Genomic DNA, 26,432 nt, shown 5'->3' with positions numbered 1-26,432 from the left:
TGGTTGCGTTTTTAATTTATATATTGCGCAACAATAAAAAAAAAGAACAGTATGGCAAAGCAGAAAGTGCAGTACGAATATCCAATGCACTGTCTTTCAGAGATTTTATACGAATATCTTGCGAGTGCCGAAGGGCTCTCCGAGTGGTTTGCCGATGACGTAACTGAGAAGGGAGATGATTTCTTTTTTAGCTGGGGAGATGGCCCTGAAGAGAAGGCAACCCTGATCCGATACAAGCCCGAAAGTTTTGTGCGTTTCCGGTGGGAAGAGGATGAGGGGACCAAGAATTTCTTTGAAATGACCATTGTCATAGATGAAATTACAGAAGATCTGTCGCTTAATATCACCGATTTTTGCGATCCGGGCGATGAAGAGGAGAACAGACTGTACTGGGACAACCTGATCGAGAACCTGCAGATTAAACTGGGCGCAGCATAAAACAATATTCAAATAACTGAAAAACTATGGACGAGCGATCGTTCATTTTGTTTTTTATAAAATATACTGAAATGATTCAAAATACACCTTTGCTCCCTGTTAATGATTCACCGGTAAACCGTGCGTTCCTGCATGGTGATGCGGTAAAGGTTACTTTTTTCGTGCGCAACGGACAGCTGATCATGGCCGAAGAATGCTATTTTTTCCTGATGGCCTCAATGCGCAAGATGCGGATGAACATACCCCTTGGTTATACACTGGATTTCTTCCAGAATATCTTAACGGAGAACACACTGCAGCGGGGAATTCATGATGCCTCCGTTCATATGATGGTTTACCGCCAAAGCGGTACAGAAAAAATTGACAAAGTGCCTGTGGCTTTCCACTTAGATGTCGAAACATGCGGTGATGTGCTGCAGCTTCACGGAGGAATAGAGCTGGATCTCATTAAGGAAATCAGCGTAAACACCCATTTGCTGAGCAACATCAGAGTTCATTGCCCGGAGAATATTTATGCGGAGATTTACGCCCGCGATAATGATCTGGACGATGTAATCCTGCTGAATCCTCATAAACGTATTGCCCGCACGGTATCAGGAAACCTGTTGTTTCTGGAGGGTAAAATAATTAAGATACCGAAACAGTCGGAAGGGGCCTACATTTCACCTCTGATGGAAAATCTGGTCACCTTTATCCATAAAAATGGACTTGCCGAGATCCGGGAGGAAGAACTGATCGCCTTTGAAAGTCAGAAATCTGAAGAAATTTTGCTCGTATCAGATTCTAAAGGCCTCTATCCTGTTCAGAAAATCCGGAATAAAACCTTTACAAACGCACGTTTTGCACAAATCATTGAGCTGTGGCAGAGTTCGTTTCAGTAAGTAGTTTTTGAAATTGACAAACCCGGTAACCAACTTTTGTCAGGTACCGGGTTTTACTTAATGTGTTACCAACTAAACGCAAATTATGTAACATAAATTGTGCGTTGCTTGGTTAAATTATAACATAATTATCGTATTCTTTAATTAAGGGAGATATTCTGCGGTGCATTGGCCCAGATCAGGAATTCGCCACCCAGGTTCTGCATGATTTTTTTCCAGAGATTATGGTCATTGGACAGTGTGTAATCCAGGTCATAGATGTCCACAACAGTCCAGTACTTTCTCTGTACCTCGCCTTCCAGCTGCATGGCTGCCCAACCGGAGTAACCTGAAAATACTTTTACATCATTCACATCCAAACGATTACTGAGCAGTTGCTCAATAATGGTTTCGGTATCTTCGGTCAGATAATAGTTTTCGTTGATTTTTAGGTGATAATCATTAACTGCCTGGCCTTTTACAATAAAGAAGGTTTTATCGTTTTCTACAGGACCGCCTTCGTAAACTTCAACGTCAAAACCCAACAGCTGCGCAACGCCGCGGCTTACATCTTCATTCTTTTTATTAAGAATAAGTCCGAAGGCTCCGTTCTCGCTGTGGTCTACCATGAGCACAACCGACCTCGAAAAAATATCACCCGACACATCAGGTGTGGATATTAAAATTTTACCTTTGTAGGAATTCATCACATTTTCTTTTTGAAGCTTGGCTTCAATCAAAAATAGAAAAAATAATGGAAAACCTACACGATAAAAGGAAAATTTACGAACAGTCCGAATTACTGGAAAGTCAGATAAAACTGAATCCTATGGAGCAGTTCCGCGACTGGTTTGTGGATGCAGGTGCACATCCTGGCATCTCCGAGGCCAACGCAATGGCGGTGTCTACCGTTGAAGCCGACGGCTGTCCCCGTACACGCATGGTCCTACTGAAGTCCTACACCTGGGAAGGTTTTATTTTCTATACCAATTATAAGAGCCGCAAAGGGCAGGCAATTGAATCCACCAAGCGGGCTTGCCTCCATTTTTTCTGGCCCCCGCTGGAGCGGCAGATAATTATAAAGGCCGAGCTGGAAAGACTTCCGGAAAACCTCAGTGACGGTTATTTTGCATCCCGCCCGCGTGGAAGCCAACTGGGTGCGGTGGTATCACCACAGAGCGATGTCATTCCGGATAGAAACTATTTGGAAGAAAAATTAACTGCGCTGGAGCAGTTTTATGAGGGAAGGGAAATTCCCAGACCCGAAAACTGGGGTGGATATATGGCCAAACCTTATGAAATTGAGTTTTGGCAGGGTAGACCTAACCGCCTGCACGACCGGATTATCTATAATTTTCAGTCCGATTTTGACTGGACCGTCAAACGGTTGGCACCATAATCTGTAACTCTTAAAAGCAAAAAACCTCACCCTAAGGTGAGGTTTCAGTATATTAAATAATCTGAAATTATTTATTTCCGGAAACAGCAGTAGCCAGGTCAGCACCAGCTTTAAATTTCGCCACTTTCTTTGCAGCAATGTTAATTGGCTTTTTAGTTGCTGGGTTAATACCCTGTCTTGCAGCTCTTTCAGCTACAGAAAAAGTTCCGAATCCAACCAGCGAAACTTTACCATCCTTCTGCTGCAAAGTGTTCATTACGTTAGACATGAAGGATTCTAATGCAGCTTTAGCTGCTACTTTGGTGATACCGGCATCGTTTGCCATTGCCTCAATTAGTTCAGACTTGTTCATAATTTTAATATTAAAATGTTAGTATTTACTTGGTTATATAAGCAAATATAAAACAAAATTCAATATGCGCAAATTTTTAAGGATTAATTGAATAAACATTTATTAAAAGATAGGTAAATCTTAAAAAATGATAATATTGCTTTTGACGGTTTATAAGCGTTTGCACGAATCAGAAAATTGTCTCTTGCCCGCAGGTACAATGTTTTTAACTATCTGTACTTTTTTTATACTGTTTTATGAATTCCTAAAACATATTAATTATTTACCTGATGAGGCATAAGAGCGTTCAAATCGACATTAATCGGCTGGTTTCCATAGTATATTGCAATATCTGTTGGCGTTCTACGATAATATTCCGTTTGGAATTATATTGATAATTATTAATAAATTTGCAGAATGCTTATTGAAGTTTTTAAATCCAAGATCCACCGTGTCCGGGTAACCGAATCAGATCTTAATTATATAGGAAGCATTACCATTGATGAGGATTTGCTGGAGGCGTCCGGAATTATGGTAGGCGAGCGGGTATATATCGTTAATGTGAACAATGGCGAAAGGTTTGACACTTATGCCATTAAGGGCAAAAGAAAATCCGGTGAGGTTTGCCTGAATGGCCCTGCGGCAAGGAGAGTTCAGCGCGGCGACATTATTATCATCATAGCGTATGCCCAAATGACGCCTGAGGAAGCACGTGATTTCCAGCCTAAGATTGTGTTCCCAGATGAAAATACCAACCTTCTAACTTAACTTCATTATTTGGAAACATCGATCAAAAAAAATCCTGTGAAACTTATACTGACCATTGCCCTCTCGGTGGCAGTGGCTGTTTTTTTTATGTGGCTGGCGTTCCGGGGTCTTAATTTCGGAGAGATAAAAGGTTATTTTGCGAAAGCGAATTACTTCTGGGTAGCTGTTGCTGCTGTTTTCGGTATTCTGGCCTACTGGTTCCGCGCCATACGCTGGAATTTGCTGCTGGAACCTATGGGTTACCGCATTTCGAATTCCAATTCACTCTGGACCATTTCTTTTGGTTACCTGATGAACCTTACGATCCCACGTAGTGGCGAGCTTGCCCGGTCTACGGCTCTATATGGTGTGGAACAGGTTCCGGTGGATAAGTCTTTCGGTACCATTATTCTGGAACGTATCGTAGATCTCATCTGCATGATGGGTTTCCTGCTGCTTACTTTCATCTTTAAATACGAGGCTATATTTGCGTTTTTCAACCATGTTACCCAGAGCAATGACAGCTCGGCCCAATCCTCCAACTTCTGGATCTGGCTGATATTGACTGTCGGGGTCACAGGTGCTGTTTTGTTCTTTCTATTGCGGTCCGCACTGGAAAAAATTGCAATCTTCGGGAAGATCTATAAGATTGTGGACGGTTTGCTGCAGGGGTTAACGTCAATCTTTCGCCTGAAGCAGCCTGTACGTTTCTTTATCTATTCATTTGCTATCTGGATCTGCTATTTTCTGGCTGCTTACCTTGTATGTTTCTCACTACCTGAAACATCGGCATTCGGTGTGGCTGACGGCTTTTTCATCATCGTGGTTGGGACTTTAGGAATGATGATTCCGGCCTCGGGAGGGATAGGTGCCTTTCACTTCGCATTAAAAGTCGGAATAGGCGCACTTTTTCTTTCGGAAGGCAAATCATTTGAGGAGGGTGCTGCTGTAGGTCTGGCTTATGCCTTTATTTCGCATACCATGCAGTTGGTCATTATGGCGGTTATGGGCTTTATTTCGATTCCTGTCCTGGCTAAAAGCCGAAGCGAAGCGCTTCGTAAGAGAACATTAAACACGTCCGAAAAGGCAAGCTGATTTTCGGAACAGTTGTAAGATAAAAAGAGACGGCACCAAGCCGTCTCTTCAGTTTTCTATCCGAAAGCTCTTTTAAGTAAACTTTCTACTTTTGGCTCGCTTCCGCGAAATTCTTTGTAGAGTTCCATTGGGTCTTTTGTTCCGCCGGCCGCAAGTAAACGGCGGTATTTGGCCGCGGTTTCAGGATTGAAGATTCCGTTTTCTTTGAAATATTGGAAGGCATCCGCATCCAGGACTTCGGCCCATTTATAGGAATAATATCCTGCGGAATATCCACCCTGAAAAATGTGTGAGAAAGCTGGACTTGTAGCTGTCTCAGGATTTGCCGGGTAAAGATTTGTTCCCTCGGTTTCCTTCACTTCGAAAGTTTTAACATCACCAATCTTTTCCGGGGTGCTGTGATAGGCCATATCCAGTTTGCCCAGGCCAATCTGCCTTAAGGTTTGATATCCTTCCATAAAATTCTTGGAGTCTGAGATTTTCTGAATTTTATCATCCGGCAGCGTTTCGCCCGTCTGATAATGCCTTGCAAATGTTTTCAGGAAGTCTGGTTCGTAGCAGAAGTTTTCCAGAAACTGGGACGGCAGTTCCACGAAATCCCATTTAACTGATGTTCCCGACAGGTTAGGGTAAGTGGTATCGGCCAAAACTCCATGCAGCGCATGACCAAATTCGTGGAAAAGGGTTGTTACTTCTTGGAACGTGAGCAAACTGGGTGTTTCTGCGCTTGGTTTGGAAAAATTACAAACCACGGAAATATGCGGACGGATGTTTTGGCCTGCTTCTCTGTATTGGTTTCTGAAACTCGTCATCCATGCGCCGGCCCTCTTACCTTTCCGCGGAAAATAGTCAGTGTACAGTAGTGCCTTGAATTCGCCGTTTTCAAATATCTCATACGTTTTTACCTCCTCATGATATTTCTGTACGTCGTGGGTCTCTCTGAATTCAAGTCCGAAGAGTTTATCCGCCAATGTGAAGACCGCTTCTTCCACCTTTTCCAGCTGGAAGTAAGGTTTCAGTTCCTCATCGTCAATATCGAATTTCTTTTTCCTAAGTTTTTCCGCATAGAAACTGTGGTCATAGCTATGCATCTCATCAATCCCGTCAGCTTTTGCAAGTTCTTTCAGTTCGGCTATCTCTTTTTCAGCATAAGGTCTTGCCTTTTCCAGAAGTTCGTTCAGGAAGTTTAAGACCTGACCGGGTGATTTGGCCATCCTTTCTTCCAGCACAAATTCTGAATAATTTGCATATCCAAGCAAACGGGCTTTCTCCTGCTTCAGCGCTATGATTTCGCGGATAAGTTCCTGATTGTCAAATTCATTATTGTTAAAGGATTTCTTGCCGTATGCCAGGGCGAGTTCCTTTCGGAGGTCACGGTTTTCGGCATAGGTCATTGCCGGCAGATAGCTGGGGAACTGCAATGTGATCACATATCCATCCAGGTCCCGGGATTTTGCTTCTTCACGGTACTGCTGAAGAATGGCCTCCGGAATGCCTTTGAGCTCATTTTCGTCTGTGATGTGTTTAAAGTAGTTATTGGTTTCAGCCAATACATTTTGCCCAAACTGCAGCGATTTTTTAGAAAGTTCAATGCTGATTTCTTTAAATCTTTCCTTGTCGGCACCATTCAGAAGTGCACCGCTCCGTACAAATCCTTTGTAGGTGTCGTTTAGCAGCATCTGCTGTTCTTCGTCCAGATTATATTTTTCCTTTTCATCATAGACTTTTTTAATCTTTTCAAAAAGGACTTCATTCTGCGATATTCTTGCCGAATATTCAGTCAACATTGGTGATACTTCCTGGGCAATCTTCTGGATTTCATCATTTGTTTCCGCCGAATTCAGGTTGAAGAAAATTCCCGAAACCACATCCAACTGCTTTCCGGAATAGGATAGGGCTTCAATGACATTTTCAAATGTGGGTTCAGCATCATTGTTAAGGATTCCGTTTATTTCCTCTTCGGAGGTTTTTATGAGTTCCTGAAACGCAGGTAAAAAATGTTCTTCTTTAATTTCGGCAAACGGTGCTGAGGAGTGTATGGTTTGGAAGGGTTCTGACAAAGGGTTCTTCATTGTATAAATCTTAATTTAATAGAATTAATAAGCTGTAACATGCTTTTCGAGGTAAAAATACTCAAAATAATAATTTTACATTTGTGTTAAACTAATCAACTATGAAAACTTTCCTGAAGATCATCGTGGCCATCCTGGCTGTCCTTCTTATTGTCATGTTTGCCATTGGCAAAGATTACCATTTTGAAAAATCAATTACCATAAACGCTCCTGCCGAAAAAGTATACCAAAACATCAGTTCGATGAGATCTTTCAATAACTGGAATCCCTGGATGAAGCTGGATCCGAATATGAAAATTGATTATTCCGGGAACAGCGGACAGCTGGGTGACCAGTATTGTTGGGATGGAAACGATGATGCCGGCGCGGGTTGTCATATCATTACCGCATTGGTGCCTAACCAAAAACAGAGCACAAAGATGCTTTTTTCCAGACCTTTTGAAAGTGATGCTACATCCAATATCATATTAACTCCGCAGGGAAGTACCACCAAAGTGACCTGGGATATGGACTGCGAACTGGACTATCCGATGAACCTGATGTCCATTTTTATGGACGGCCAGATGGATAAGTCCTACGGTAGCGGTCTTGAAACACTGAAGCAGCTTTCAGAAAAATAAAATACCGTCTGCTGGCTATGATTCTGGTCATACCTACTTTAATCTACAGCATGTAACTTTGCAGAATGTCGCATCATTTCCTTTTAATTTTACATCTGCTCGGTGCCGCCGTTTGGGTAGGCGGACACCTTGTACTTGCTTTGGGTATCCTTCCTGAAGTCCTGAAGAAGCGTGATCCTGAACTCCTGCTCGCTTTCGAAAGAAAATATGAAAAGATCGGTATTCCCGCACTACTGATAATGGTAGTCACAGGAATTTGGATGGCATACCAGTTTGGGGTTGATGTGTCGCAGTGGTTTCATTTTGCAAATCCTGTAGAAACTGCCGTTTCGGTAAAGCTCACTTTGCTTTTCACGACCATACTTTTTGCATTAAGCGCCAATATCTTTGTACTCCCGAAGCTAAGTACCCGAACCCTGCCTGTTATGGCTTTTCACATCATCTGTGTAACGGTGATTGGGATCCTGATGCTTATTGTCGGCAGTTTTTTCCGCTACGGCGGCCTGAGCTTCTAAAATAAAAGTGCACATTTTTTGTTTTAAAAAGGATTAATTTTAACTGGTGAGATTCCGATTACGGATGACTGCTGTATTGATGTTTTTTTATGCAGAAGGCTGTTTACAACAAAAATGAGTTGCGTACGTATGTGCAGGAAATGCTGTCCGGCAAGGTGAAGACTCTTGAATTTTACCTGAATTTCACGCTGGAAGCCAGCCGCGACATTAAGAAAACAAGTAAGTATGATTCCATACGGGAAGAAATTCAAAGCGAGATTTACCATCTGGACCGTCAGATGGCTGCCCTTAAAAGTATGCAGCGCGAAATGCAGCGTGTCCTTAACAAAGGAACGGTAGCTGCAGGTGTGGGTTCACTTGTCATCACCAATAAGGCCAGATTTTATATTTCAGTTTCAGTGGGTGAATTCTTTTTTGAAGGTGACCGGTTTTACGCAATTTCAGAAAAAAGCCCGATGGCGCAAATCATGAAGGGCAAGAAAGCGGGGGATGAGTTTACCCTTAACAATATTCACCAGCGTATTGAAGAGGTGTTGTAAAGTGACGCAAAACTCCTTTTCTTTCATACATCCCTGTCGGTAAAAGTTCACTAATTTTGTCTGATGGATAAAAGTCAGATATTAAAAGAGATCATAGAATCACGGAAAAGCACTTTTCCAAAAGATTACACCGGGGAAACTCTTTCACCGGGCGTGCTTCAGTCCATACTGGATTCGGCGAAGTTCGTTCCTAATCACAAAAGGACGAAACCATGGCGTTTCCGCGTGTTTACCGATGAAGCCAAGAATGATCTTGGGATTAAACTTGCTGAGATTTACCGTGAAACAACAGCGCCCGCTTCATTCCTTCAGAAAAAATATGACGATATACCTGCCAAGGTAAATAAAGCCGGTGCCATTATCAGTATTTCGGTGGCGTTCAGTGGTTTGGTACCGGAATGGGAGGAGATTGCTGCGGTGGCAATGGGAGTGCAGAATATGTATCTGACCTGTACCGCTAATACTATAGGCTGCTATTGGAGTTCGCCGGGCCTGATCAGGTATCTGGACGGTTATCTGGAACTTGCAGAGAATGAAACGTGTTATGGTCTTTTCTATCTGGGAGCACTTGAATCTGAACAGAATGAAATCTGATATTTTTTTTTATTGCGTAAGTGTTCAATTCCACAAAATTGGTTATCTTTGCACACTTAATATTTAACGGGACGAGTTCCCACAAAATCAAACATTTATGTCAGTAAAAATCAGATTACAAAGACACGGTAAAAAAGGAAAGCCTTTTTTCCACATCGTAGTTGCCGATGCAAGAGCAAAAAGAGATGGTAAATTCATCGAGAAAATCGGTACTTACAATCCAATTACTAACCCAGCAACCATCGAACTTAATGTTGATGCAGCTGTACAGTGGTTAAACAACGGTGCTCAGCCTACGGATACTGCAAGAGCAATTCTTTCTTACAAAGGGGCCCTTTACAAAAAACACCTTATGGGTGGTGTAGCTAAAGGTGCTTTTGACGAAGCTGAAGCAGAGAAGAGATTCGGTGCCTGGTTGGAAACTAAAGAAAAGCAGGTAAGCGGTAAAACTGATGGTTTGGCTAAATCTAAAGCAGATGCTAAGCAGGCAGCTTTGGAAGCAGAAGCTAAAGTAAACCAGGCAAGAGTTGATGCAGCAGCGAAAGTTGAGGCAGATGCAAAAGCGGAAGCTGATGCAAAACTTGCAGAGGAAAAAGCAGCAGCTGATGCGAAAGCAGCAGAAGAAAAAGCAGCTGAAGATGCTAAAAATGCTGAAGCAGCAGAAGAGACTGCTGAAAAATCAGTTGTTGAAAATGTAGCAGAAACAATTGGTGGTGCAGCAGCAGCAGTAGTTGGTGCTGTAGATTCCGTAAAGGAAACTGTAGCAAATGTTACTGAGAAAATTGCAGATGCAGTAGCTCCTAAAAAAGAAGACGGTGAAGCTGCAGACGAAGCGAAAGCTTAATCTTATCTCACTGGATAAAGTACAGAAGACGCCTTTGAGGCGTCTTTTTTATTTTAAACAGTATATTTGCAATGCTGTTGGCGGCGTAAGGTTAACTCCGAAACCGTCAGCGAATCATAAATAATAAAAATGAAAAAAGAAGACTGTTATTATCTGGGAAAGATTACCCGGACCCACGGACTGGCTGGAAATGTAATTCTGAAACTGGATACCGATCAGGCAGATCACTATAATAAACTGGAAGGCCTATTTGTAGAAGTGAACGGTCTGTTGGTGCCCTTTTTTGTAGAGAAACAGCAGTGGAGCCGAGACAATACCAAAATTGTGTATTTTAAGAATGCCAACCTTGCAATGGCAGAACAACTGGTGAACAAGAATGTCTTTATGCCGCTCATCACTCTTCCTGAACTCACAGGAAACCAGTTTTATTATCATGAAGTCCTTGGCTTTGAAATCCGTGATGAGCAGGGCAATTCCTGCGGAACCGTTAAGGAAATAAATGACCAGATTGCGCAGCATTACTTTATTCTTGATTTGCAGGGTAAAGAGGTGATTATCCCGGTGATTAAAGACTGGATCGTAGAGGTCAACCGCACAGATAAGATAATCACGATGCAGCTTCCTGATGGTTTGCTGGAAGTGTATACCACCCCCGCAGTGAAAGATGAATGATAATTGTGCCGAAGGCAGATGAACATCTTCCGGGCGCACTACTTAAAATTAGACGAATCCAGCCCGCAAAAATGAGCCAAAAGTGCTATATTTGCTAGAACTGACTAAGACAGCAATGAAAAAAATGATCATTAAAGAACTCCTCGGAGACTACAAAAAAATACTTCATCACGATATTACTGTACAGGGCTGGGTGCGGGCATTCCGCTCCAACCGTTTCATCGCACTTAACGATGGATCTACAATGGCGAACCTTCAGATAGTTGTGGATTTCGAAAATTTTGATAAAGACACCATCAGTAAAATCAGCGTAGCCTCTTCACTGAAAATTACAGGTGAAGTGGTGGAAAGCCAGGGAAGCGGACAGGTCATTGAAATCATCGCCAAAAAAATTGTTATTTTAGGTGATAATTTTACTGAAGAGCGCGACAAGACCATCCTTCAGCCTAAAAAACATTCACTGGAAGTGCTTCGGGAGCAGGCTCATCTGCGTTTCCGGACCAATTTGTTTTCGGCAGTGTTCCGAGTTCGCAGTGCCGTTAGTTTTGCGATTCACGAATTCTATAACAAAAACCATTTCTTCTACATCAATACACCGATCATCACAGGCGCAGATGCCGAAGGTGCCGGTGAGATGTTTAGCGTAACCAATTTCGACCTCAACAATATCCCAAGAAATGAGGAGGGAGAAATAGACTATACTGAAGATTTCTTCGGAAAGAAAACCAACCTTACCGTATCTGGTCAGCTTGAAGCGGAAACTGCAGCTATGGGATTAGGCAGGGTTTATACCTTTGGACCCACTTTCCGTGCCGAAAATTCCAACACGACGCGTCACCTTGCCGAATTCTGGATGGTGGAGCCCGAAGTAGCCTTCAATAACCTTGAAAACAATATCGACCTGGCAGAGGATTTCCTGAAATACGTCATCAGCTATGTTCTGAAGAACTGTGCCGAAGACCTTGAGTTCCTGAACAGCCGATTTGCTGACGAACAAAAACAGAAGCCCGAAAAGGACCGTGCAAAAGAAGGTTTGATTGAAAAACTGGAAAACGTTATCAAAAAACGCTTTATGCGGGTTTCCTATACGGAAGCTATCGAGATCCTGATGAACTCCAAAGAGAACAAAAAGGGTAAATTCCAGTATCCTGTAGACCGTTGGGGAATTGACCTGCAGAGCGAGCATGAGCGCTTCCTGGTGGAAAAACATTTTGAAAGCCCTGTGGTTCTTTTCGATTATCCAAAGGAGATCAAGGCTTTCTATATGCGCTTGAACGATGATAATAAAACCGTTGCGGCTATGGATGTCCTGTTTCCGGGCATTGGTGAGATCATCGGTGGTTCGCAGCGGGAAGAAAGGCTGGATGTCCTGAAAGCGAAAATGCAGGATATGAACGTGGATGAGCATGAGCTTTGGTGGTATATGGACACCCGAAAATTCGGTTCCGTACCACATGCCGGTTTTGGTTTGGGTCTGGAAAGATTAGTTCTGTTTGTAACAGGTATGACCAACATCCGTGACGTAATCCCATTCCCGCGAACGCCCAAGAATGCAGAGTTTTAACAGAATCTTGTAAGAATATAGAATTAATCTGTAATCGCTGAAATTAATCAATCCCTACTTTTGCTACGCACAAATAATTTGCAGAAAAGAATATGCTGAAACAAAACCTTCAACTCAGACTCGGACAAAAACTTGCCCCCCAACAGATACAGCTTATGAAGCTCATACAGCTGCATACGCTGGAGTTTGAGGAAGAGCTGGAACGCGAACTGGAAGAAAATCCAGCACTTGAAAGAAAGGATGAAGATAATGACGGCAAGGAAGAGCCGGTTGCTGAATATGAAGATGAAGGAAACAGCAGTATTGATACTGATTTTGACGTAAATGAGTATCTTTTTGATGATGAACCCAGCTATAAGACCTCTTCCAGTAACTATTCGGCCGATGATGAGGAATTCGATAATGAAAGTTTGCTTACAGAAGGTCAGTCGCTTTATGATTACCTGCTGGAGCAAATCCGCCTGATTAACATTGAAAATGATGATCTTAAAATTGCTGAGTATATCATTGGAAACCTTGATACCGACGGTTATCTTCGCCGCGAACTGAAAGCAATTGTAGATGATCTGGCATTTTCTCAGGGAATTTATACTACAAAGGAAAATGTAGAGGATATCCTGGATAACTATGTTCAGAAACTGGATCCACCCGGAGTTGGTGCCCGTAACCTTCAGGAATGCCTGCTTCTGCAGATTGAGAAGAAAGTAACTGCCGATAAGGCGATTACTTTGGCGGCCAATATCCTCCGTAATCAGTTCGATGCCCTTACCAATAAGCACTACAACAAGATCATGCAGAAGTATGATGTGGACGAGGACGACCTGAAGGATGCACTGGACGAAATATCCAGACTTTCACCAAGAGTGGGCGGAAATTTTGATACACAAACGATCACAATCAACCAGGAAATTATTCCGGATTTTGTGATTCAGGTAAATGAGAAAAAAAATGGGGAGCAACCTGAGGTTATTCCTTTGCTTAACAGTAAGAATGCACCGTCACTTCGTGTATCCGATGAATATAAGGACATCCTGTCTACCTACTCACATGACAAGAAATCGGCGGAGCACAAGCAGGCAGCATTGTTTATAAAGCAAAAGCTGGATGCAGCAAAGTGGTATATAGACGCCATTAACCAACGTCAGAACACGCTTCTACAAACGATTACAGCTATTGTAAAACTTCAGAAAGAGTACTTTATCACCGGTGACGATAAGTCGTTGAGACCAATGATTCTGAAGGATGTAGCCGATATAACCGGTTTTGATATATCGACCATATCCCGTGTGGTCAAAAGTAAATATGCAGATACACCTAACGGAATCATCTACCTGAAAGACCTCTTCTCCGACAGTCTGACCAATGATGACGGTGAGGAAGTGTCAACTAAGGAAATTAAAATGCACCTTATGGAAGCCATAGACAGGGAAAATAAGCGTAAACCTTATACTGATGACGCTCTGGTAGGTATCCTGAAGGAAAAAGGCTACAATATTGCCCGCCGTACCATTGCAAAATACCGGGAGCAGCTTAATATTCCGGTAGCCAGGCTTAGGAAGGAACTTTAAAAATTTAACCATAAATAAATATCCGTCTCAGTTTGGGACGGATACTTTTTTTGATTTGTAATTTTTGCTGAATGTACTGCGGGGGCAATTAAACCAAAAATTTACTTATTCACCATCGGTGCTGTTTTCAATGTCTTTCAGCTGACTAAGGTTACGTCCCAGTTTCTTCATAATGATGCCGTAAACGATTCGGTAATATAGCCAGATCAGACCTACGCTTCCCAGTGTCGCAATACCAATTCCGGTAAGGAAACCAACTAAAGTAGGTTGCCCCAGAGTGATGTTCTGTACCGAAAGCGTACGGAAAATAAAAACGGTCAGAATACCTGTAAACAATATCAGCAAAAGAATATTGGCCAGGATAAAATGGTTTACAGTCCTGCGGAAAACTATGATTTGCAGAATAAATTTCTTAAGGTTAGCCTCCAGATTTATGCGACGGTAGTTTTGATAAAATTTTACAACAAAAAAGCCTGTAATCAGAAAACTCACAGCTTTCAGTAAATTATATAAGTGTGAAAACTCCTGCTGCAGTTCGGGCGTTTTTTGTACACCAAGTTTTTCTATGGCTGAAATGAAGCTGTTGGTTTCTTCACTTTTAAAGATGTAGAACACAGACAGCCCGGTGAAGAACAGGAATTCTATCACGCTGATCCACAGGATATATTTTACATAATTGCGCGATTTATGATTCAGCATTTCCAGAATATCAGAGTTGCCATATTTTGGCCGAACTTCCTGTTCCTGCCATGTTTTTTTTAAATCGTCTAAATTAAAGTCAGGCATGTTTCTCCATTAGTTCTTTTAATCTCTTCTTCAGGCGGTTCATTTTCACCCGTGCATTCACCTCAGAAATTCCAAGGTTTTCTGATATGTCCCGGTAGGGCAGGTCGTCCAGATACATCATTACAATGGCCCTTTCCACCTTTGGAAGCATTTTAATTACTTTGTAAAGCAATGTTATTTGCTGCTGTTTTTCTTCATCGTCCTCCAGATAATCATTGTAGTGAAAATCCATCAGTTCATCGGTCTTTGGAGAGCGGGTTTTTTTTCGGAACAAAGTAATTGCCGTATTCAGGGCTACCCTGTACATCCACGTGGAAATCTTGCTCCCGCCTTTGAATGTGTCGTAACTGCGCCACAGTTGTAACACAATTTCCTGAAAAAGGTCTTCTTCATCTTCCAGCGAGTTGGTATAGAGCCGCGAAATCTTAATAATCAGTCCCTGATTATCCTTTATTAATTTAGCAAATTCCTGCTCCTTTGTGATCACTGTTGGCATTATTTTCTGCACACGAAGATAATTATTTGATTCTATTCCGCTATTGCTGTATGAATCTTTTTTAGTTGATTAGTTCGTTCCCTGTCAGCGCGGATGTAATCTGTTGTGGCGAGTCGCAAATTTCGTATCTTTGCGCTCCACAAGAAGAGCAGCCTGTTGATTCCCGTTTAGGCGGGGGTAGGAAAGTCCGGACACCACAGGGCAGCAAAGCGGGTAACGCCCGCCGGTCGTGAGATCAGGACCAGTGCAACAGAAAGTATGTATATTAATTTATAGTGAAACCAGGTAAACTCTTTGCGGTGCAATGTTAAGTATATCATCAGTTAAGGGTGGCCCGTCCGTTGATGAGGGGTAAACAGCTAAAGTTTTGCAGCAATGTAAAGCGCAGATAAATAACAGGCAGCCGCTCCGGCGGTTACAGAATCCGGCTTACAGCTTTTCTTGTGGTTTTAATTATTTTTCGTATTTTTAATAAAAAAAATATGAAAACATTCTCTACTTTGTTACAATTAGCCGCGTTTTCCCTTACTATTTCTAATTTTAGTGCGCAGCAAAGCGTTTTAGTTCTCAACTCATCCACAGACACCGTCTACAAACTGGACGCTGTTACGGGTGCAGTAGTCAATGCCAATTTTATTTCATTGCCCAGCGGTACATCCAAAGGCATTGCCCAGGTAAATGACAAGATTTGGATTGCCGATCAGATTGCCGATGATATCTATATCTATAATTTTGACGGATCTCCGCATTCTACATTATTGGGCGATGTGGTGGGTTTGGACAATATTCGCGGGCTTAATGTTGTAAACAATGAAGTTTGGGTTACCAATGCCGGCAGCAATAACGGAGCTACCGCCAACTCAATACGCCGACTGTCGATGACAGGCGCCCCGCTGGGCTATTACACAACGGTAACGTCTCCTTTTGATGTGGTGGACAACGGAAGTGCTGCATTCGTTTCATCTTTTTCCAGTCCTTCCGAAATCCAGATTCTGGGATACGACGGGACTGTGATGGGTTCTCTGCTTCCCGGGCCGGTACTTGCAAACATCGAGCAGATGAATTTTAATTCTGAAGGCAATTTGGTGGTGGCCACATTTGCGAACCACAGCGCCTCTGGTAATAATCGCGGAATTTATGTAATTAATCCAACTACGGGCGCCATACTCAATTCCTGGCCTACACCAGGTTCCAGTGGCAACGCCGGTGTCCTGCAATTGGGGAATGGTAACTATCTCTACTCAAATGGAGCTGGTCTTCATATTCTTGATCCTACCACAGGAACACACAGTTCAATTTATACAAGCGGAGCATTTCAGTATATGGCTAAGATTAACGAAAGCCCACTCTCTGTACGCGAAGCACAAAATCAGGACTTTAAAGTGTATCCGAATCCTGCAGCAGATATTCTTTATGTAACGGCCAAACAGAAAATAAAGCATATAAATATTTTCAGTGCCGAGGGTCGTTTGGTCAGCCGTATTGAGGGCTCTGCAGATTCAATGGAAATTCCGGTTACCTCAATGACTCCAGGCGTTTATTTTATTGAGATCCATACAGGCAATCAGGTGAAAAGTTCGAAGTTCATTAAGAAGTAACTTCAGCCACCCGGCAGCTACAGAATCCGGTCAGCACCGATTCCTGTCATTTTACTAAAAATCTCATTGAGCAGAAATTAAGGTTTCTGCTTTTTTTTCTATGTACGTCTCAACTACTCACTTTCCAGCTGCTGTCTGGCGTTTTCCAAGGCTTTCAGGTCATTTTCTGATAGTTTAGGGAACTTCAGATTCATATCCTCTAAAGCATCAATGATAATCTGCACCGCAGCCACACGCGCAAACCATTTGTCATCTCCCGGAATTACGAACCATGGCGCATGATCTTTTGAGGTTTCATTTATGGCCTTCTCATAAACAGTCATGTAATTATTCCAAAGTGCACGCTCGGGTAAATCTCCCGCGGAAAATTTCCAGTTTTTATCTTTTTCCTCTATACGGTCCAGTAGTCTTTTTTTCTGTTCCTTTTTTGAAATGTTCAGAAATATCTTTATAATGGTGGTGCCGTTTTCAGCCAGGTGCTTTTCAAAATTGCGTATGCTTTCGTAGCGGTTATCCCAGAATTTATTATCAAATTCATCTTTGGATTTCCACACTTTTTCATTCAGATTGTATTCCGGGTGGACTTTGCAAACCAGCACACTTTCATAATGGCTCCTGTTAAAGATGCCGATTTTGCCCTTTGCCGGTAAAGCCATATAATGGCGCCACAGAAAATCGTGGGAATATTCCTTTTCACTGGGCGTTTTAAAGCTGGTGACTTCGCAGCCCTGTGGATTAACCCCGCTAAAAACATGTTCGATAAGGGAATCTTTGCCGGCTGCATCCATAGCCTGCAGGACAATAAGCAGTGATTTACTGCCGTCAGCATAAAGTTTTTCCTGAAGTTCGCGAAGTTTTATTTTTTCCTGCTCCAAAAGGTTTTTTCCGTCTGCTTTGGTCAGTTCGCCTTTGTATTCCGTATCCAGCTTACTGATATCCACAGCATCTTTAACAAGAAAATTTTCACTGAAGTCTGATTTCATATGCATTCTGTTTCAAATAAAGGTAACAAAAAAACCGCTCCAAAACTGAAACGGTTGTTGATTAGGGAAGGTGATTAATTAAGCAGTTGCTTTTTTGGTCTTCTTCACCATTTTTTTAGATTTTTTTAATGCTGCATTCTTCTCAGCTTCGGCTTTTTTCAGTTCAGCTTCAGTAAGAACTTTTGGTTCCGGAGCGTTCGGATCAACATTAACTTTAATGTGGATCACAGATCTCTGGTTTTCAGGGTCATTGGAGAATACCTCGATAAGTTTCTGAGTTGCGCCCAGATTTTTGGTATCGTAATGAACCTTAATCTGACCTGTTTTACCGGGAAGAATAGGCTCCCTGCTGAAATCAGGTGTAGTACAGCCACAAGAAGGCTTTACGCTGGAAATGATAAGGGGCTTGTCACCTGTATTTTTTACTGTGAAAACTCTGTTTCCGTCGGCACCTGGCTTAACAGTTCCGTAGTCAAGTACAGTATTGTCAAAAGTAATAGTTTGAGCGGATGCGAAAGCAACTGTTCCTAAAATTGCAAAACCTGCAAATAATTTTTTCATATTGATAATGTTTGATATGAATTTTGATTCAAATTAGATAGCAAAGTTAAAAATAAATTTAAATAAACTTAAGAAATTTTTCTTTTGCCTATTTTTGCAGCATTAACGCCAAAACTAGCGAGCATAATGCAGATTTCAGAAAAATACAGTCCCCGGGAAACTGAGTCCAAATGGTACAGTTACTGGCTGGAGAATAATTATTTTCATTCCGAACCCAACGAAAAACCACCTTATACGATAGTAATACCACCACCAAATGTTACTGGTATCCTGCACATGGGTCATATGCTGAACAATACCATTCAGGATGTGCTCGTACGCCGCGCGCGCATGCAGGGCTTCAACGCCTGCTGGGTACCGGGTACGGACCACGCTTCCATTGCAACAGAAGCAAAGGTGGTGGCAAAACTGAAATCCGAAGGAATCAGCAAATCAGATATTACCAGAGAAGAATTCCTGAAGCACGCCTGGGCATGGACCGATGAGTATGGAGGCACCATCCTGGAACAACTTAAGAAGTTGGGCTGCTCCTGCGACTGGGAGCGCACACGTTTTACTCTGGAACCCAAGATGTCTGAGCAGGTGATTAAATCCTTTGTTGATCTTTACAACAAGGGAATGATTTACCGCGGTTACCGTATGGTAAACTGGGATCCCGAGGCCAAGACCAATATTTCGGATGAAGAGGTAATCTTTAAAGAGCAGAACGGTAAACTGTACTACCTGAAATATAAGGTTGAAGGATCTGAAGAGTACCTTTCTGTAGCAACTACACGCCCAGAGACTATATTTGGCGATATGGCGGTTTGTGTGAACCCTGATGATGAGAGGTATGCGCATCTGAAAGGCAAAAATGTTATTGTACCAATAGTAAACAGGACAGTTCCTGTAATTGAGGATGATTATGTTGATATTGAATTCGGAACGGGCGCACTGAAAATTACACCTGCACACGATATCAATGACTACGAGATTGGTAAGCGTCATAACCTGACCATCATAGATTCACTGGACGATGATGCCAACCTGAATTCCCACGGACAGCATTATGCAGGCAAAAACCGATTCGAGGTGCGCAAGCTTATCGCGAAGGAACTGGAGGAGAAAGGTTTATTACTTAAGGCTGAGGATTATGTAAATAAAGTGGGGACTTCAGAACGTACAGGCGCTGTAATTGAGCCTAAAGTTTCTGTACAGTGGTTCCTGAGAATGTCTGACCTTGCCAAACCTGCACTGGATGTAGTAATGGACGACAAGGTGAAGTTTCATCCTGAAAAATTTAAGAATACCTATAAATACTGGATGGAGAACATCCGCGACTGGAATATCTCCCGACAGCTGTGGTGGGGCCAGCAAATCCCGGCTTATTTCTATGGCGATGGCGAAAATGATTTCGTTGTAGCTGAGAATTTCGAAGAGGCGCTGCAGTTGGCAAAAGAGAAATCCGGAAATAATAATCTGCAGTCTTCTGATCTACGTCAGGATGAAGACGCGCTCGATACCTGGTTCTCGGCCTGGCTCTGGCCTATGTCCGTTTTCAACGGTTTGCTGGATAATGACAATAAAGAGATTGATTACTATTATCCCACTTCCGACCTTGTAACCGGTCCGGACATTATATTCTTCTGGGTGGCCAGGATGATTATGGCTGGGCAGGAGTTCAGAGGCGAGGTGCCCTTTAAAAATGTATATTTTACAGGTATTGTTCGGGATAAGCAGCGCCGGAAAATGTCCAAGTCTTTGGGTAACTCACCGGACCCTATTGAACTGATTGAAAAATATGGTGCCGATGGGGTGCGTGTTGGTATATTGTTGAGTTCGGCGGCAGGAAATGATCTTCTTTTTGATGAAGAACTTATGCTGCAGGGACGTAATTTCGCCACAAAAATCTGGAATGCCTACCGCTTGATTCAGGGTTGGACCAAAGATGATGCTATAAAGGCTTCTGAAGCGGATAAGCAAGCCATCGACTGGTTTGGTCACCAAATGGATAAAACCATCCTGGAGATTGAGGATCAGTTTGCGAAGTTCCGAATATCAGACGGTCTTCACCTTTTGTATAAACTGATCTGGGACGATTTCTGTTCCTGGTATCTGGAGGCCATCAAGCCTGGTTTTGGCGAGTCCATTTCCACCGAAGTGTATCAGCAGACTATCGTTTATTTCGAGAGTCTGATGAAGCTGTTGCATCCATTCATGCCATTCCTAACAGAGGAGCTTTGGCAGAATATTGCGCCGCGTACGACTGAGGAGGCACTTGTAATTGCACAGCAGCCAAAATCAACGGAGTTTAGTTCTGAAATTCTTAACCAGTTTGAAACCACGAAGGAATTGGTAGCCGGTGTACGTAACTACCGTCAAAGCAAGGGGATTTCGCCCCGCGAGGCCGTAGAAGTTTTTACCAATGCTGAATCCTTTCCAAATAAAGATCTTATCATAAAACTGGCCAATATCTCGGCCGTACATTTTGCCTCGAAAACAGACGAGCCAAGTTTTACCTTCCTGGTGGGTGGTACGGAAGTGTCGATTCCACTGAGCGAAAGTCTGGATCTGGAAGAAGAGAAGCGCAAAACTGAAGAGGAGATTGCCTATCTTCAGGGATTCCTGAAATCTGTGGAAAAGAAACTTTCCAATGAGAAGTTTATGGCAGGCGCACCACAGCAGGTGGTAGATAATGAACTGAAGAAGCAGAAAGACGCACAGGAAAAAATTGTGCTGCTTACCAGCAAACTGAAAACTTTATAAGCAGCCATTATGAAGCATATAGAAAATATCAGCCGGCTCTTCACCAAGGATTTTGTGGAAAATCCGCTCATTGAATCATTTGAAGTCGGCGACATTCACCTGCCTAGCGGGCACCTGGTAGCATGCGATCCCGTAATCACCAGTGACATGGTTCCGTTTAACACGGTTTTCCCGAAGGGATCCTTTCCTGTACTTCTTCATAAAGAAAAAGAGAGCAACTGTGTAGCCTATGCTGAAATACGTTTCGGGAGTTCCGCAATAACATCCTGGAAAATGGCGACCACCGCCGGACAGGAATTAAAGGAACTTAAGGGTGAAGAAATCTTTGGTTATCCGGTAGAAAGCGGCATGGGCAGCTTTATGGATCTTGAAACTCAGGATTGCCTTAATCATCTGGAAAACACACTGTATCACAGGAAAGGTGCCGATTTCATGGGGATCTACGAAGAGTTTTTCCATGATCATTTTTTTGATGAGAACGGAGCCATAGATCAATATGCTTTCCTGAAACCGAACGACGAGCGCGGAGGTACTGTTTTCGCCTTCGAGGCAGGTTATGGAGAAGGTTTTTATGCAAGCTATATTGGTTTCAGCGGCGATAACCGGCCGGTAAAGATTGTAACCGAGTTCATAGAGGTTACCGGGTAGCATTCCGGCATACCATTGGTTTAGAATGATTACTTTTGTTATTAAACCTGAATCATGAATTTAAGTACTGAAAAACCAAAAATAGTTGTTGTAGGAAGTTCATCCCTGGATCTTGTATTCGCTACGGAACGGCATCCAAAGCCCAACGAAACCGTAATGGCCGAAAAAACTGAACGTTTTTTCGGTGGCAAAGGTGCTAACCAGGCAGTGGGTACTGCCCGTTTGGGAGCCAGTGTAAGTTTTGTGAGTTGTGTAGGTGCGGATGATGCTGGACGGGAGGTTTTCCGCAATCTGAAAGCCGAAGGAATCAATGTAGATCTTGTAAATGTAACTTCCGAAGCGGACACAGGTACCGCTTTTGTAACTTCGGCTGAAGGCCGGAATACGATCGTGGTAGTGCCGGGTGCTAATGTTTATCTTACTGCAGACCAAATCCAGAAAGCCGAATCGCTGATTGAAGCAGCTGACCTTGTTTTGCTTCAGTTGGAAATCCCCATGGAAGCTGTTGAATTTACAGTAGGCCTGGCACAGAAGTACAATACAAAAGTTCTGGTTTATGCGGCACCGGCTGCACGGCTTTCTGCCCAGGTACAGGATTATGCATCTTTTATTGTTGCCAAGAGCAGTGATTTGGCGATTATTTTTGGCGATGACAATGTGGAGGATATCCTGAAGCACAATCCGAACAAACTTTTTATACGCGATGATACCAACGTAACCACTTATTACAGCGGTTCGGAGATGAAATATTACCGAAATGACCATCAGGATATGCAGTACAGAATTGGGATGGGCGATGCGTTTACATCAGGATTTGCCGTGGCCTACTGCCATGGTAATTCAATTGGCGACTGTGTTCGTTTCGGCACTGATGTTTCGCTGAGAGTTGCGCTGAACCAGGGGTCTCAGGCAGGCTTGCCTTTTTTGGAAGACATGAGTTCAGATGCCTCCGAAATTATATAGCCTTGGGTTTCACATTGTTTTAACATCCCATTTCACAGCATTTTACATCTTCCTATAAAATTTAATGGAATCATTCACTCTGAAGACCAAGGACGGTTTCGGAATTTCTGCCACGTGCTTTCGACCTGAATTCTGCAGTAAAAAACTCCTGCTTATCAATTCGGCGACTGGCGTGAAGCAGCAGGTTTATTTTTCTCTAGCCAAATACATGGCATCCTTCGGATATACGGTTCTAACCTATGATTACCGTGGAATTGGCCAGTCCAAGCCAGCTTCACTGCGCTCATTCCGGGCCACAATGCGCGATTGGGGTTCCCTGGATTACCGGACGCTTACCGACTATATACAATTCCAGTTTCCTGAGTTCGAAAAATACTGTTTGGGTCATTCTGTAGGCGCCCTGATTTTGGGGATGAATCCGGAGTCCGCAATATTTAACAGATTTGTATTTGTAAGTACCCAGAAAGCATTTGTGGGTAATCTGGATTTTCGTACTGCAACTTTAGGTTACATAGGTTTCGCGCTGCTGCTCCCTGCGACTACAGCGCTGTGGGGCTATTTCCCGGCGCACCGTTTTGGCTTGGGTGAAAGTCTTCCGAAAGGATCTGCCCACGACTGGCGCACCCTGGTCATTAACAGGAAATCCACCAACAAACTGCTTGAACGGAACGGTGAAAACTTCGCCAGCTCACTGAATCAGGAGGTGTTGGTGGTTAGGGCCGAAGACGACACGTGGCTCACCGAGAAAGCCGTTAGAAAACTGATGGAGGAAACCTATCCGAATATGAATCCAACCTACCGCCTTTTAGCAACGACTGAGAGTAAGCAGGGGGAAATAGGACATATTAATTTCTTCAGGAGTTATAACCGGAACCTGTGGAAAGTTGTATTGGATTATCTGGAAAGGGATTGATAAATTATAAATTTAGATGCTGATGAATACAGGAATTGAGAGGACAGTGCGTTTTGTAAAAGAACAGTTAAAGGGTGCCGAGGCAGGCCACGATTGGTTTCATGTGGAAAGGGTGTGGAAACTGGCCGTAATCATAGCCCAATCTGAAGCATGTGACCGTGAGGTCGTGGAGCTGGCCGCACTTCTGCATGATATTGCTGATCCAAAATTTCACGGTGGTGATGAGCAGCTTGCGATTACCATTGCCCAAAATCATCTGAAGGATATTGAGCTGGATCCGGCTACTATGGAGTCTGTGCTTTACATCATCAGAAATATGTCCTTTAAAAACAGTCTGGAATCTTCTGATGAACAGCTTTCGGATATTCGCGAAATGAGAGTCCCGCTGCGGGAACTTCATGTTGTACAGGATGCCGACCGACTGGATGCCATAGGTGCGATCGGTATCGCGCGCACATTCAATTTCGGGGGTTTTAAAAATAATCTGCTGCATCATCCGCAGATGGCACCGCGTCTCCAAATGACCAAAGAGGAGTACAAAAAGAATACAGGTACCACTATCAATCATTTTTACGAAAAACTGCTGTTGCTGAAAGACCGTATGAACACTCAAAAAGGCAGGGAACTTGCAGAAGGCAGGCATACTTTTATGGAAACCTTCCTGCAGCAGTTTCTGGAAGAGTGGGAGGCAGCCCGCTGATAAAGCTCGTGCACGGCCAATTTGCTTATATTTGCAGCAGATGGAAAACTATACTTTTATCATTTTCTTGTTGCTGTGTCTGGCGTTACCGCTCTCGCTGATACGGAAGGGCAGTTTTGCTGTTTCGGCCAAAATTGCGCGCATGGTTATAGTACTGGGTGCCATGGCTTATTATACAGTATGGTTTGTTAAACGCAGTAAGTATCCGTTCGTTATGGATGCCATGGCAGTGCAGATCATTAACAAATTACCGCAGGCGCTGGATTTTTATGTGGTCCGTGTAAACAATACCGATTCAGCGGGTGAACCCTATAACCTGAAACATGCTGGCCGGATCCGACCGGAACATTACCAGCTGGAATATCTGAAGATGGATCATTCCGATGAATTCTGGATTGCAGGCTACCTCGGGAAAAAAAATATGGTCTACTTTTCCCAACATGCGGTACCTAACCGCGACAGCGACCAGGTGGTTGAGGTTCATAACTACATCAACCAGAGCCAGAAGCTCAGTAAGACCGCCGGTCTTCTGATAGACGCGCAGAAAATGAGGAATAACAGAAGCAGTGTGTACGTAACACTCAGCCTTCTGCTTATTTTCCTGAACGGGGTGCTGCTGCTGCGCAGACAATAAAAAAAATGCCCTGAAAATCTTCAGGACATTTTATTTATGCATAACGGTTTACTTACCTTTCTGTTCTTTCAGTGCTTCCTTATCCTTATTGCTTGGATTCCAGACTTTAACCTCAGCATTTTTATCAATGCCGGACTTGATCTGAACGTTGATGCCGTCGCTTGCACCCAGTGTAACATACACTTTCTTAAAGGTGCCGTTGGCCTGTTTTACTTCCACAAAGGGAACATCCTTCCCGTTTTTCTTCTCATACTGTATAAGCGCTTCATCCAGTAGGAGGGCATTCTTCTGAGAACTTAGCACGATTTCGCCATTGGCCGAAAAGCCAGCACGGATATATTCGTTGTTCGGATTGAAAACATCACCTTCCACCGGGAATTTTATAGTACCGCTTTGGTCTTTACCTTTAGGGGCAATCATGGTAAGCCGGCCCGGGAATTTCTTATTCTGCAAAGCTCCGATCACCACATTCATATTCATTCCTTCTTTCAGTTTTCCAGCCTGCGCTTCATCAATCTCTCCCTGAAAAATCAGTGAATTCAGGTCGGCAATGGCCGCTATCGTGGTACCGGAATTAAATGAATTGGCTTCAATAACCTGGCTACCTACTTTTACCGGTACTTCCAGTACGGTTCCGTTGGCTTTAGAGCGGATCTGGGTAGTGGCAAGGCTCTGCAGTTCCGGTGTTACGCCGGTTCTTGCGATCTGAAGGTTTTTCTGAGCCGTTGTAAGTTGCTGTCTCGCGTTTCGCAGCTGGATCTGCGCCGACTGCAGCTGCTGTTGTGCGGCCAGATATTCCTGTCTGGAAATAACACCCTGATTAAACAGCCTTTCCTGCATGCCGAACTGCTTTTGTTGGTTATCCAGGTTCAACTGTGCATTACTGATCTGAAGCTGTGCACCGTTAATTTCCTGCTGGGAGGCATTTACATTTTGGATATTCGGGACAATACGAATGGTGGCAATAAGCTGCCCTACAGTAACACGGTCGCCTTCATCAACCAAAACCTTATCCACAATACCCGACATATTTGGTTTGATTTCAATTTCCTCCCGCGGAACAATTTTTCCTGTAGCCATCACCTTGTCTTCCATATTCTGCACCATTGGTTTTTTGGTGAGGAAAGTCTCGCTTTGGGAAGAATTTGATTTGATGAGATAGCCGACGCCCGCAAAAAGCGCGCCCGCCACCAGAAGGCCCAGTATGATGTAGAGCACCCTTTTTCCGGTAATTTTCTTTTTCATATATCGTTTTATTTAATGTTACAATTTTTGGTACGCAGTTTCCGGCTTTTATCTAACCTGGGAGCACACAGAGCTTTTACAGAGGGTATAGAGGTTTTAATTTTACATACACATTCATCGCTTCTGGCTCTGATTTAACCACTAAGAACACAAAGGCTGCACAAAGAACACAAAGTTAAATCCAACTGCTCCCTTGTGCCATCCCGAAGGGATAAGTCCCAACACCCTCCGAAGTCTTTTTTTTCTTGCTTCTTCCTCCTAATGAGAGTCTGACATCTGATATCTAAAATCTCGGCTCTCAG

27 protein-coding genes, 1 other RNA gene and 1 pseudogene are annotated in these 26,432 nt (G+C 43.2%); 21 read left to right on the top strand and 8 right to left on the bottom strand.

The genetic code is table 11. The annotated features are described in order from the left end of the window. Positions 1 to 51: 51 nt before the first annotated feature. Both H1R16_RS04440 and H1R16_RS04435 read left to right on the top strand, forming a co-directional pair. The gene (locus H1R16_RS04440) at positions 52 to 438 is read left to right on the top strand and encodes an START-like domain-containing protein (RefSeq protein WP_181887602.1); all 387 of its coding nucleotides are present in this window, start codon (positions 52 to 54) and stop codon (positions 436 to 438) included. Positions 439 to 509: 71 nt separating this feature from the next. Continuing rightward, positions 510 to 1,319 (top strand): aminotransferase class IV, encoded by an 810-nt coding sequence (locus H1R16_RS04435; RefSeq protein WP_181887601.1) that lies wholly within the window; start codon positions 510 to 512, stop codon positions 1,317 to 1,319. A gap of 140 nt (positions 1,320 to 1,459) precedes the next feature. On the opposite strand, the gene H1R16_RS04430 is transcribed toward H1R16_RS04435, so the two are convergent. Next, a complete protein-coding gene (locus H1R16_RS04430) occupies positions 1,460 to 2,008 on the bottom strand; it encodes a YqgE/AlgH family protein (RefSeq protein WP_396652425.1) in 549 nt (182 codons plus the stop codon). 44 nt (positions 2,009 to 2,052) lie between these two features. Here H1R16_RS04430 and pdxH point away from each other — a divergent pair, with 44 nt between their 5' ends. Continuing rightward, the gene (gene pdxH / locus H1R16_RS04425) at positions 2,053 to 2,697 is read left to right on the top strand and encodes a pyridoxamine 5'-phosphate oxidase (RefSeq protein ID WP_181887599.1); all 645 of its coding nucleotides are present in this window, start codon (positions 2,053 to 2,055) and stop codon (positions 2,695 to 2,697) included. 67 nt (positions 2,698 to 2,764) lie between these two features. Here the strand turns inward: pdxH and H1R16_RS04420 are convergent, their stop codons facing one another. Next, entirely contained in the window at positions 2,765 to 3,049 is a 285-nt protein-coding gene (locus H1R16_RS04420) for an HU family DNA-binding protein (RefSeq protein ID WP_158064704.1), read from the bottom strand. A gap of 396 nt (positions 3,050 to 3,445) precedes the next feature. On the opposite strand from H1R16_RS04420, the gene panD reads away from it, so the two are divergent. Together panD and H1R16_RS04410 are read left to right on the top strand one after the other, a co-directional pair. Then, entirely contained in the window at positions 3,446 to 3,796 is a 351-nt protein-coding gene (gene panD, locus H1R16_RS04415) for an aspartate 1-decarboxylase (protein WP_158064703.1), read from the top strand. 87 nt (positions 3,797 to 3,883) lie between these two features. After that, positions 3,884 to 4,870, top strand: coding sequence for a lysylphosphatidylglycerol synthase transmembrane domain-containing protein (locus H1R16_RS04410; RefSeq protein ID WP_396652432.1), 987 nt, complete (start codon positions 3,884 to 3,886; stop codon positions 4,868 to 4,870). Positions 4,871 to 4,926: 56 nt separating this feature from the next. Here H1R16_RS04410 and H1R16_RS04405 read toward each other — a convergent pair whose 3' ends face one another. Then, positions 4,927 to 6,942: a M3 family metallopeptidase gene (locus H1R16_RS04405; RefSeq protein WP_181887597.1), complete on the bottom strand. Its 2,016-nt coding sequence runs from the start codon at positions 6,940 to 6,942 to the stop codon at positions 4,927 to 4,929. 101 nt (positions 6,943 to 7,043) lie between these two features. On the opposite strand from H1R16_RS04405, the gene H1R16_RS04400 reads away from it, so the two are divergent. From H1R16_RS04400 to rpoN, 8 genes and pseudogenes are all read left to right on the top strand, one after another. Then, on the top strand, positions 7,044 to 7,562 hold the full coding sequence (locus H1R16_RS04400; RefSeq protein WP_228451097.1) for an SRPBCC family protein: 519 nt from the start codon (positions 7,044 to 7,046) through the stop codon (positions 7,560 to 7,562). A 65-nt stretch (positions 7,563 to 7,627) separates the two neighbouring features. Then, complete coding sequence (locus H1R16_RS04395; RefSeq protein ID WP_181887596.1) at positions 7,628 to 8,077, top strand: copper resistance protein CopD; 450 nt, start codon at positions 7,628 to 7,630, stop codon at positions 8,075 to 8,077. A gap of 89 nt (positions 8,078 to 8,166) precedes the next feature. Next, positions 8,167 to 8,616 (top strand): hypothetical protein, encoded by a 450-nt coding sequence (locus H1R16_RS04390; RefSeq protein ID WP_181887595.1) that lies wholly within the window; start codon positions 8,167 to 8,169, stop codon positions 8,614 to 8,616. A 63-nt stretch (positions 8,617 to 8,679) separates the two neighbouring features. After that, entirely contained in the window at positions 8,680 to 9,210 is a 531-nt protein-coding gene (locus tag H1R16_RS04385) for a nitroreductase family protein (protein ID WP_181887594.1), read from the top strand. A gap of 97 nt (positions 9,211 to 9,307) precedes the next feature. Further along, positions 9,308 to 9,886 (top strand): annotated as a pseudogene (locus H1R16_RS04380) (30S ribosomal protein S16); the annotation flags it as partial. 297 nt (positions 9,887 to 10,183) lie between these two features. Beyond that, the gene (rimM, locus tag H1R16_RS04375) at positions 10,184 to 10,726 is read left to right on the top strand and encodes a ribosome maturation factor RimM (RefSeq protein ID WP_181887592.1); all 543 of its coding nucleotides are present in this window, start codon (positions 10,184 to 10,186) and stop codon (positions 10,724 to 10,726) included. Between the two features lie 115 nt (positions 10,727 to 10,841). Next, entirely contained in the window at positions 10,842 to 12,290 is a 1,449-nt protein-coding gene (gene asnS, locus H1R16_RS04370; protein ID WP_181887591.1) for an asparagine--tRNA ligase, read from the top strand. Between the two features lie 92 nt (positions 12,291 to 12,382). Further along, positions 12,383 to 13,858 (top strand): RNA polymerase factor sigma-54, encoded by a 1,476-nt coding sequence (rpoN, locus tag H1R16_RS04365; protein ID WP_181887590.1) that lies wholly within the window; start codon positions 12,383 to 12,385, stop codon positions 13,856 to 13,858. Positions 13,859 to 13,963: 105 nt separating this feature from the next. Here rpoN and H1R16_RS04360 read toward each other — a convergent pair whose 3' ends face one another. Then, complete coding sequence (locus H1R16_RS04360; protein ID WP_181887589.1) at positions 13,964 to 14,644, bottom strand: beta-carotene 15,15'-monooxygenase; 681 nt, start codon at positions 14,642 to 14,644, stop codon at positions 13,964 to 13,966. Continuing rightward, positions 14,637 to 15,140, bottom strand: coding sequence for an RNA polymerase sigma factor (locus H1R16_RS04355; protein ID WP_187350463.1), 504 nt, complete (start codon positions 15,138 to 15,140; stop codon positions 14,637 to 14,639). The genes H1R16_RS04360 and H1R16_RS04355 overlap by 8 nt, the downstream gene beginning before the upstream one ends. 140 nt (positions 15,141 to 15,280) lie before the next feature. Here H1R16_RS04355 and rnpB point away from each other — a divergent pair. Further along, positions 15,281 to 15,588, top strand: an RNA gene (gene rnpB, locus H1R16_RS04350) — RNase P RNA component class A. A gap of 34 nt (positions 15,589 to 15,622) precedes the next feature. Then, complete coding sequence (locus H1R16_RS04345; protein WP_181887588.1) at positions 15,623 to 16,738, top strand: T9SS type A sorting domain-containing protein; 1,116 nt, start codon at positions 15,623 to 15,625, stop codon at positions 16,736 to 16,738. A gap of 113 nt (positions 16,739 to 16,851) precedes the next feature. On the opposite strand, the gene H1R16_RS04340 is transcribed toward H1R16_RS04345, so the two are convergent. Together H1R16_RS04340 and H1R16_RS04335 are read right to left on the bottom strand one after the other, a co-directional pair. Next, positions 16,852 to 17,721, bottom strand: coding sequence for a PPK2 family polyphosphate kinase (locus H1R16_RS04340; RefSeq protein ID WP_181887587.1), 870 nt, complete (start codon positions 17,719 to 17,721; stop codon positions 16,852 to 16,854). Positions 17,722 to 17,799: 78 nt separating this feature from the next. Further along, positions 17,800 to 18,282: a DUF1573 domain-containing protein gene (locus H1R16_RS04335; protein ID WP_181887586.1), complete on the bottom strand. Its 483-nt coding sequence runs from the start codon at positions 18,280 to 18,282 to the stop codon at positions 17,800 to 17,802. 126 nt (positions 18,283 to 18,408) lie between these two features. On the opposite strand from H1R16_RS04335, the gene H1R16_RS04330 reads away from it, so the two are divergent. From H1R16_RS04330 to H1R16_RS04305, 6 genes are all read left to right on the top strand, one after another. Then, the gene (locus tag H1R16_RS04330) at positions 18,409 to 21,027 is read left to right on the top strand and encodes a valine--tRNA ligase (protein WP_181887585.1); all 2,619 of its coding nucleotides are present in this window, start codon (positions 18,409 to 18,411) and stop codon (positions 21,025 to 21,027) included. Positions 21,028 to 21,036: 9 nt separating this feature from the next. Then, entirely contained in the window at positions 21,037 to 21,675 is a 639-nt protein-coding gene (locus H1R16_RS04325) for a DUF4241 domain-containing protein (RefSeq protein WP_181887584.1), read from the top strand. A 54-nt stretch (positions 21,676 to 21,729) separates the two neighbouring features. After that, entirely contained in the window at positions 21,730 to 22,638 is a 909-nt protein-coding gene (locus H1R16_RS04320; protein WP_181887583.1) for a ribokinase, read from the top strand. Positions 22,639 to 22,702: 64 nt separating this feature from the next. Next, positions 22,703 to 23,551, top strand: coding sequence for an alpha/beta hydrolase family protein (locus tag H1R16_RS04315; protein WP_181887582.1), 849 nt, complete (start codon positions 22,703 to 22,705; stop codon positions 23,549 to 23,551). Positions 23,552 to 23,573: 22 nt separating this feature from the next. Then, the gene (locus tag H1R16_RS04310; RefSeq protein ID WP_181887581.1) at positions 23,574 to 24,251 is read left to right on the top strand and encodes an HD domain-containing protein; all 678 of its coding nucleotides are present in this window, start codon (positions 23,574 to 23,576) and stop codon (positions 24,249 to 24,251) included. 40 nt (positions 24,252 to 24,291) lie between these two features. Next, positions 24,292 to 24,885, top strand: a complete 594-nt coding sequence (locus tag H1R16_RS04305; RefSeq protein ID WP_181887580.1) for a hypothetical protein — start codon at positions 24,292 to 24,294, stop codon at positions 24,883 to 24,885. A 48-nt stretch (positions 24,886 to 24,933) separates the two neighbouring features. Here H1R16_RS04305 and H1R16_RS04300 read toward each other — a convergent pair whose 3' ends face one another. After that, on the bottom strand, positions 24,934 to 26,130 hold the full coding sequence (locus tag H1R16_RS04300; protein ID WP_181887579.1) for an efflux RND transporter periplasmic adaptor subunit: 1,197 nt from the start codon (positions 26,128 to 26,130) through the stop codon (positions 24,934 to 24,936). Between the last annotated feature and the right edge of the window lie 302 nt (positions 26,131 to 26,432).

The organism is Marnyiella aurantia (genome assembly GCF_014041915.1).
Classification (GTDB): domain Bacteria; phylum Bacteroidota; class Bacteroidia; order Flavobacteriales; family Weeksellaceae; genus Marnyiella; species Marnyiella aurantia.
Note: the sequence above shows the minus strand (reverse complement) of the source record. Positions and strands in the feature narration are given on the sequence as shown.

What these genes read in the sequence shown, in the direction of transcription:
- H1R16_RS04440 (WP_181887602.1), top strand. Translation starts at nt 52, where the DNA reads ATGGCAAAGCAGAAAGTGCAGTACGAATATCCAATGCACTGTCTTTCA.
- H1R16_RS04435 (WP_181887601.1), top strand. Translation starts at nt 510, where the DNA reads ATGATTCAAAATACACCTTTGCTCCCTGTTAATGATTCACCGGTAAAC.
- pdxH (WP_181887599.1), top strand. Translation starts at nt 2,053, where the DNA reads ATGGAAAACCTACACGATAAAAGGAAAATTTACGAACAGTCCGAATTA.
- H1R16_RS04420 (WP_158064704.1), bottom strand. Translation starts at nt 3,049, where the DNA reads ATGAACAAGTCTGAACTAATTGAGGCAATGGCAAACGATGCCGGTATC.
- panD (WP_158064703.1), top strand. Translation starts at nt 3,446, where the DNA reads ATGCTTATTGAAGTTTTTAAATCCAAGATCCACCGTGTCCGGGTAACC.
- H1R16_RS04410 (WP_396652432.1), top strand. Translation starts at nt 3,884, where the DNA reads ATGTGGCTGGCGTTCCGGGGTCTTAATTTCGGAGAGATAAAAGGTTAT.
- H1R16_RS04405 (WP_181887597.1), bottom strand. Translation starts at nt 6,942, where the DNA reads ATGAAGAACCCTTTGTCAGAACCCTTCCAAACCATACACTCCTCAGCA.
- H1R16_RS04400 (WP_228451097.1), top strand. Translation starts at nt 7,044, where the DNA reads ATGAAAACTTTCCTGAAGATCATCGTGGCCATCCTGGCTGTCCTTCTT.
- H1R16_RS04395 (WP_181887596.1), top strand. Translation starts at nt 7,628, where the DNA reads ATGTCGCATCATTTCCTTTTAATTTTACATCTGCTCGGTGCCGCCGTT.
- H1R16_RS04390 (WP_181887595.1), top strand. Translation starts at nt 8,167, where the DNA reads ATGCAGAAGGCTGTTTACAACAAAAATGAGTTGCGTACGTATGTGCAG.
- H1R16_RS04385 (WP_181887594.1), top strand. Translation starts at nt 8,680, where the DNA reads ATGGATAAAAGTCAGATATTAAAAGAGATCATAGAATCACGGAAAAGC.
- rimM (WP_181887592.1), top strand. Translation starts at nt 10,184, where the DNA reads ATGAAAAAAGAAGACTGTTATTATCTGGGAAAGATTACCCGGACCCAC.
- asnS (WP_181887591.1), top strand. Translation starts at nt 10,842, where the DNA reads ATGAAAAAAATGATCATTAAAGAACTCCTCGGAGACTACAAAAAAATA.
- rpoN (WP_181887590.1), top strand. Translation starts at nt 12,383, where the DNA reads ATGCTGAAACAAAACCTTCAACTCAGACTCGGACAAAAACTTGCCCCC.
- H1R16_RS04360 (WP_181887589.1), bottom strand. Translation starts at nt 14,644, where the DNA reads ATGCCTGACTTTAATTTAGACGATTTAAAAAAAACATGGCAGGAACAG.
- H1R16_RS04355 (WP_187350463.1), bottom strand. Translation starts at nt 15,140, where the DNA reads ATGCCAACAGTGATCACAAAGGAGCAGGAATTTGCTAAATTAATAAAG.
- H1R16_RS04345 (WP_181887588.1), top strand. Translation starts at nt 15,623, where the DNA reads ATGAAAACATTCTCTACTTTGTTACAATTAGCCGCGTTTTCCCTTACT.
- H1R16_RS04340 (WP_181887587.1), bottom strand. Translation starts at nt 17,721, where the DNA reads ATGAAATCAGACTTCAGTGAAAATTTTCTTGTTAAAGATGCTGTGGAT.
- H1R16_RS04335 (WP_181887586.1), bottom strand. Translation starts at nt 18,282, where the DNA reads ATGAAAAAATTATTTGCAGGTTTTGCAATTTTAGGAACAGTTGCTTTC.
- H1R16_RS04330 (WP_181887585.1), top strand. Translation starts at nt 18,409, where the DNA reads ATGCAGATTTCAGAAAAATACAGTCCCCGGGAAACTGAGTCCAAATGG.
- H1R16_RS04325 (WP_181887584.1), top strand. Translation starts at nt 21,037, where the DNA reads ATGAAGCATATAGAAAATATCAGCCGGCTCTTCACCAAGGATTTTGTG.
- H1R16_RS04320 (WP_181887583.1), top strand. Translation starts at nt 21,730, where the DNA reads ATGAATTTAAGTACTGAAAAACCAAAAATAGTTGTTGTAGGAAGTTCA.
- H1R16_RS04315 (WP_181887582.1), top strand. Translation starts at nt 22,703, where the DNA reads ATGGAATCATTCACTCTGAAGACCAAGGACGGTTTCGGAATTTCTGCC.
- H1R16_RS04310 (WP_181887581.1), top strand. Translation starts at nt 23,574, where the DNA reads ATGAATACAGGAATTGAGAGGACAGTGCGTTTTGTAAAAGAACAGTTA.
- H1R16_RS04305 (WP_181887580.1), top strand. Translation starts at nt 24,292, where the DNA reads ATGGAAAACTATACTTTTATCATTTTCTTGTTGCTGTGTCTGGCGTTA.
- H1R16_RS04300 (WP_181887579.1), bottom strand. Translation starts at nt 26,130, where the DNA reads ATGAAAAAGAAAATTACCGGAAAAAGGGTGCTCTACATCATACTGGGC.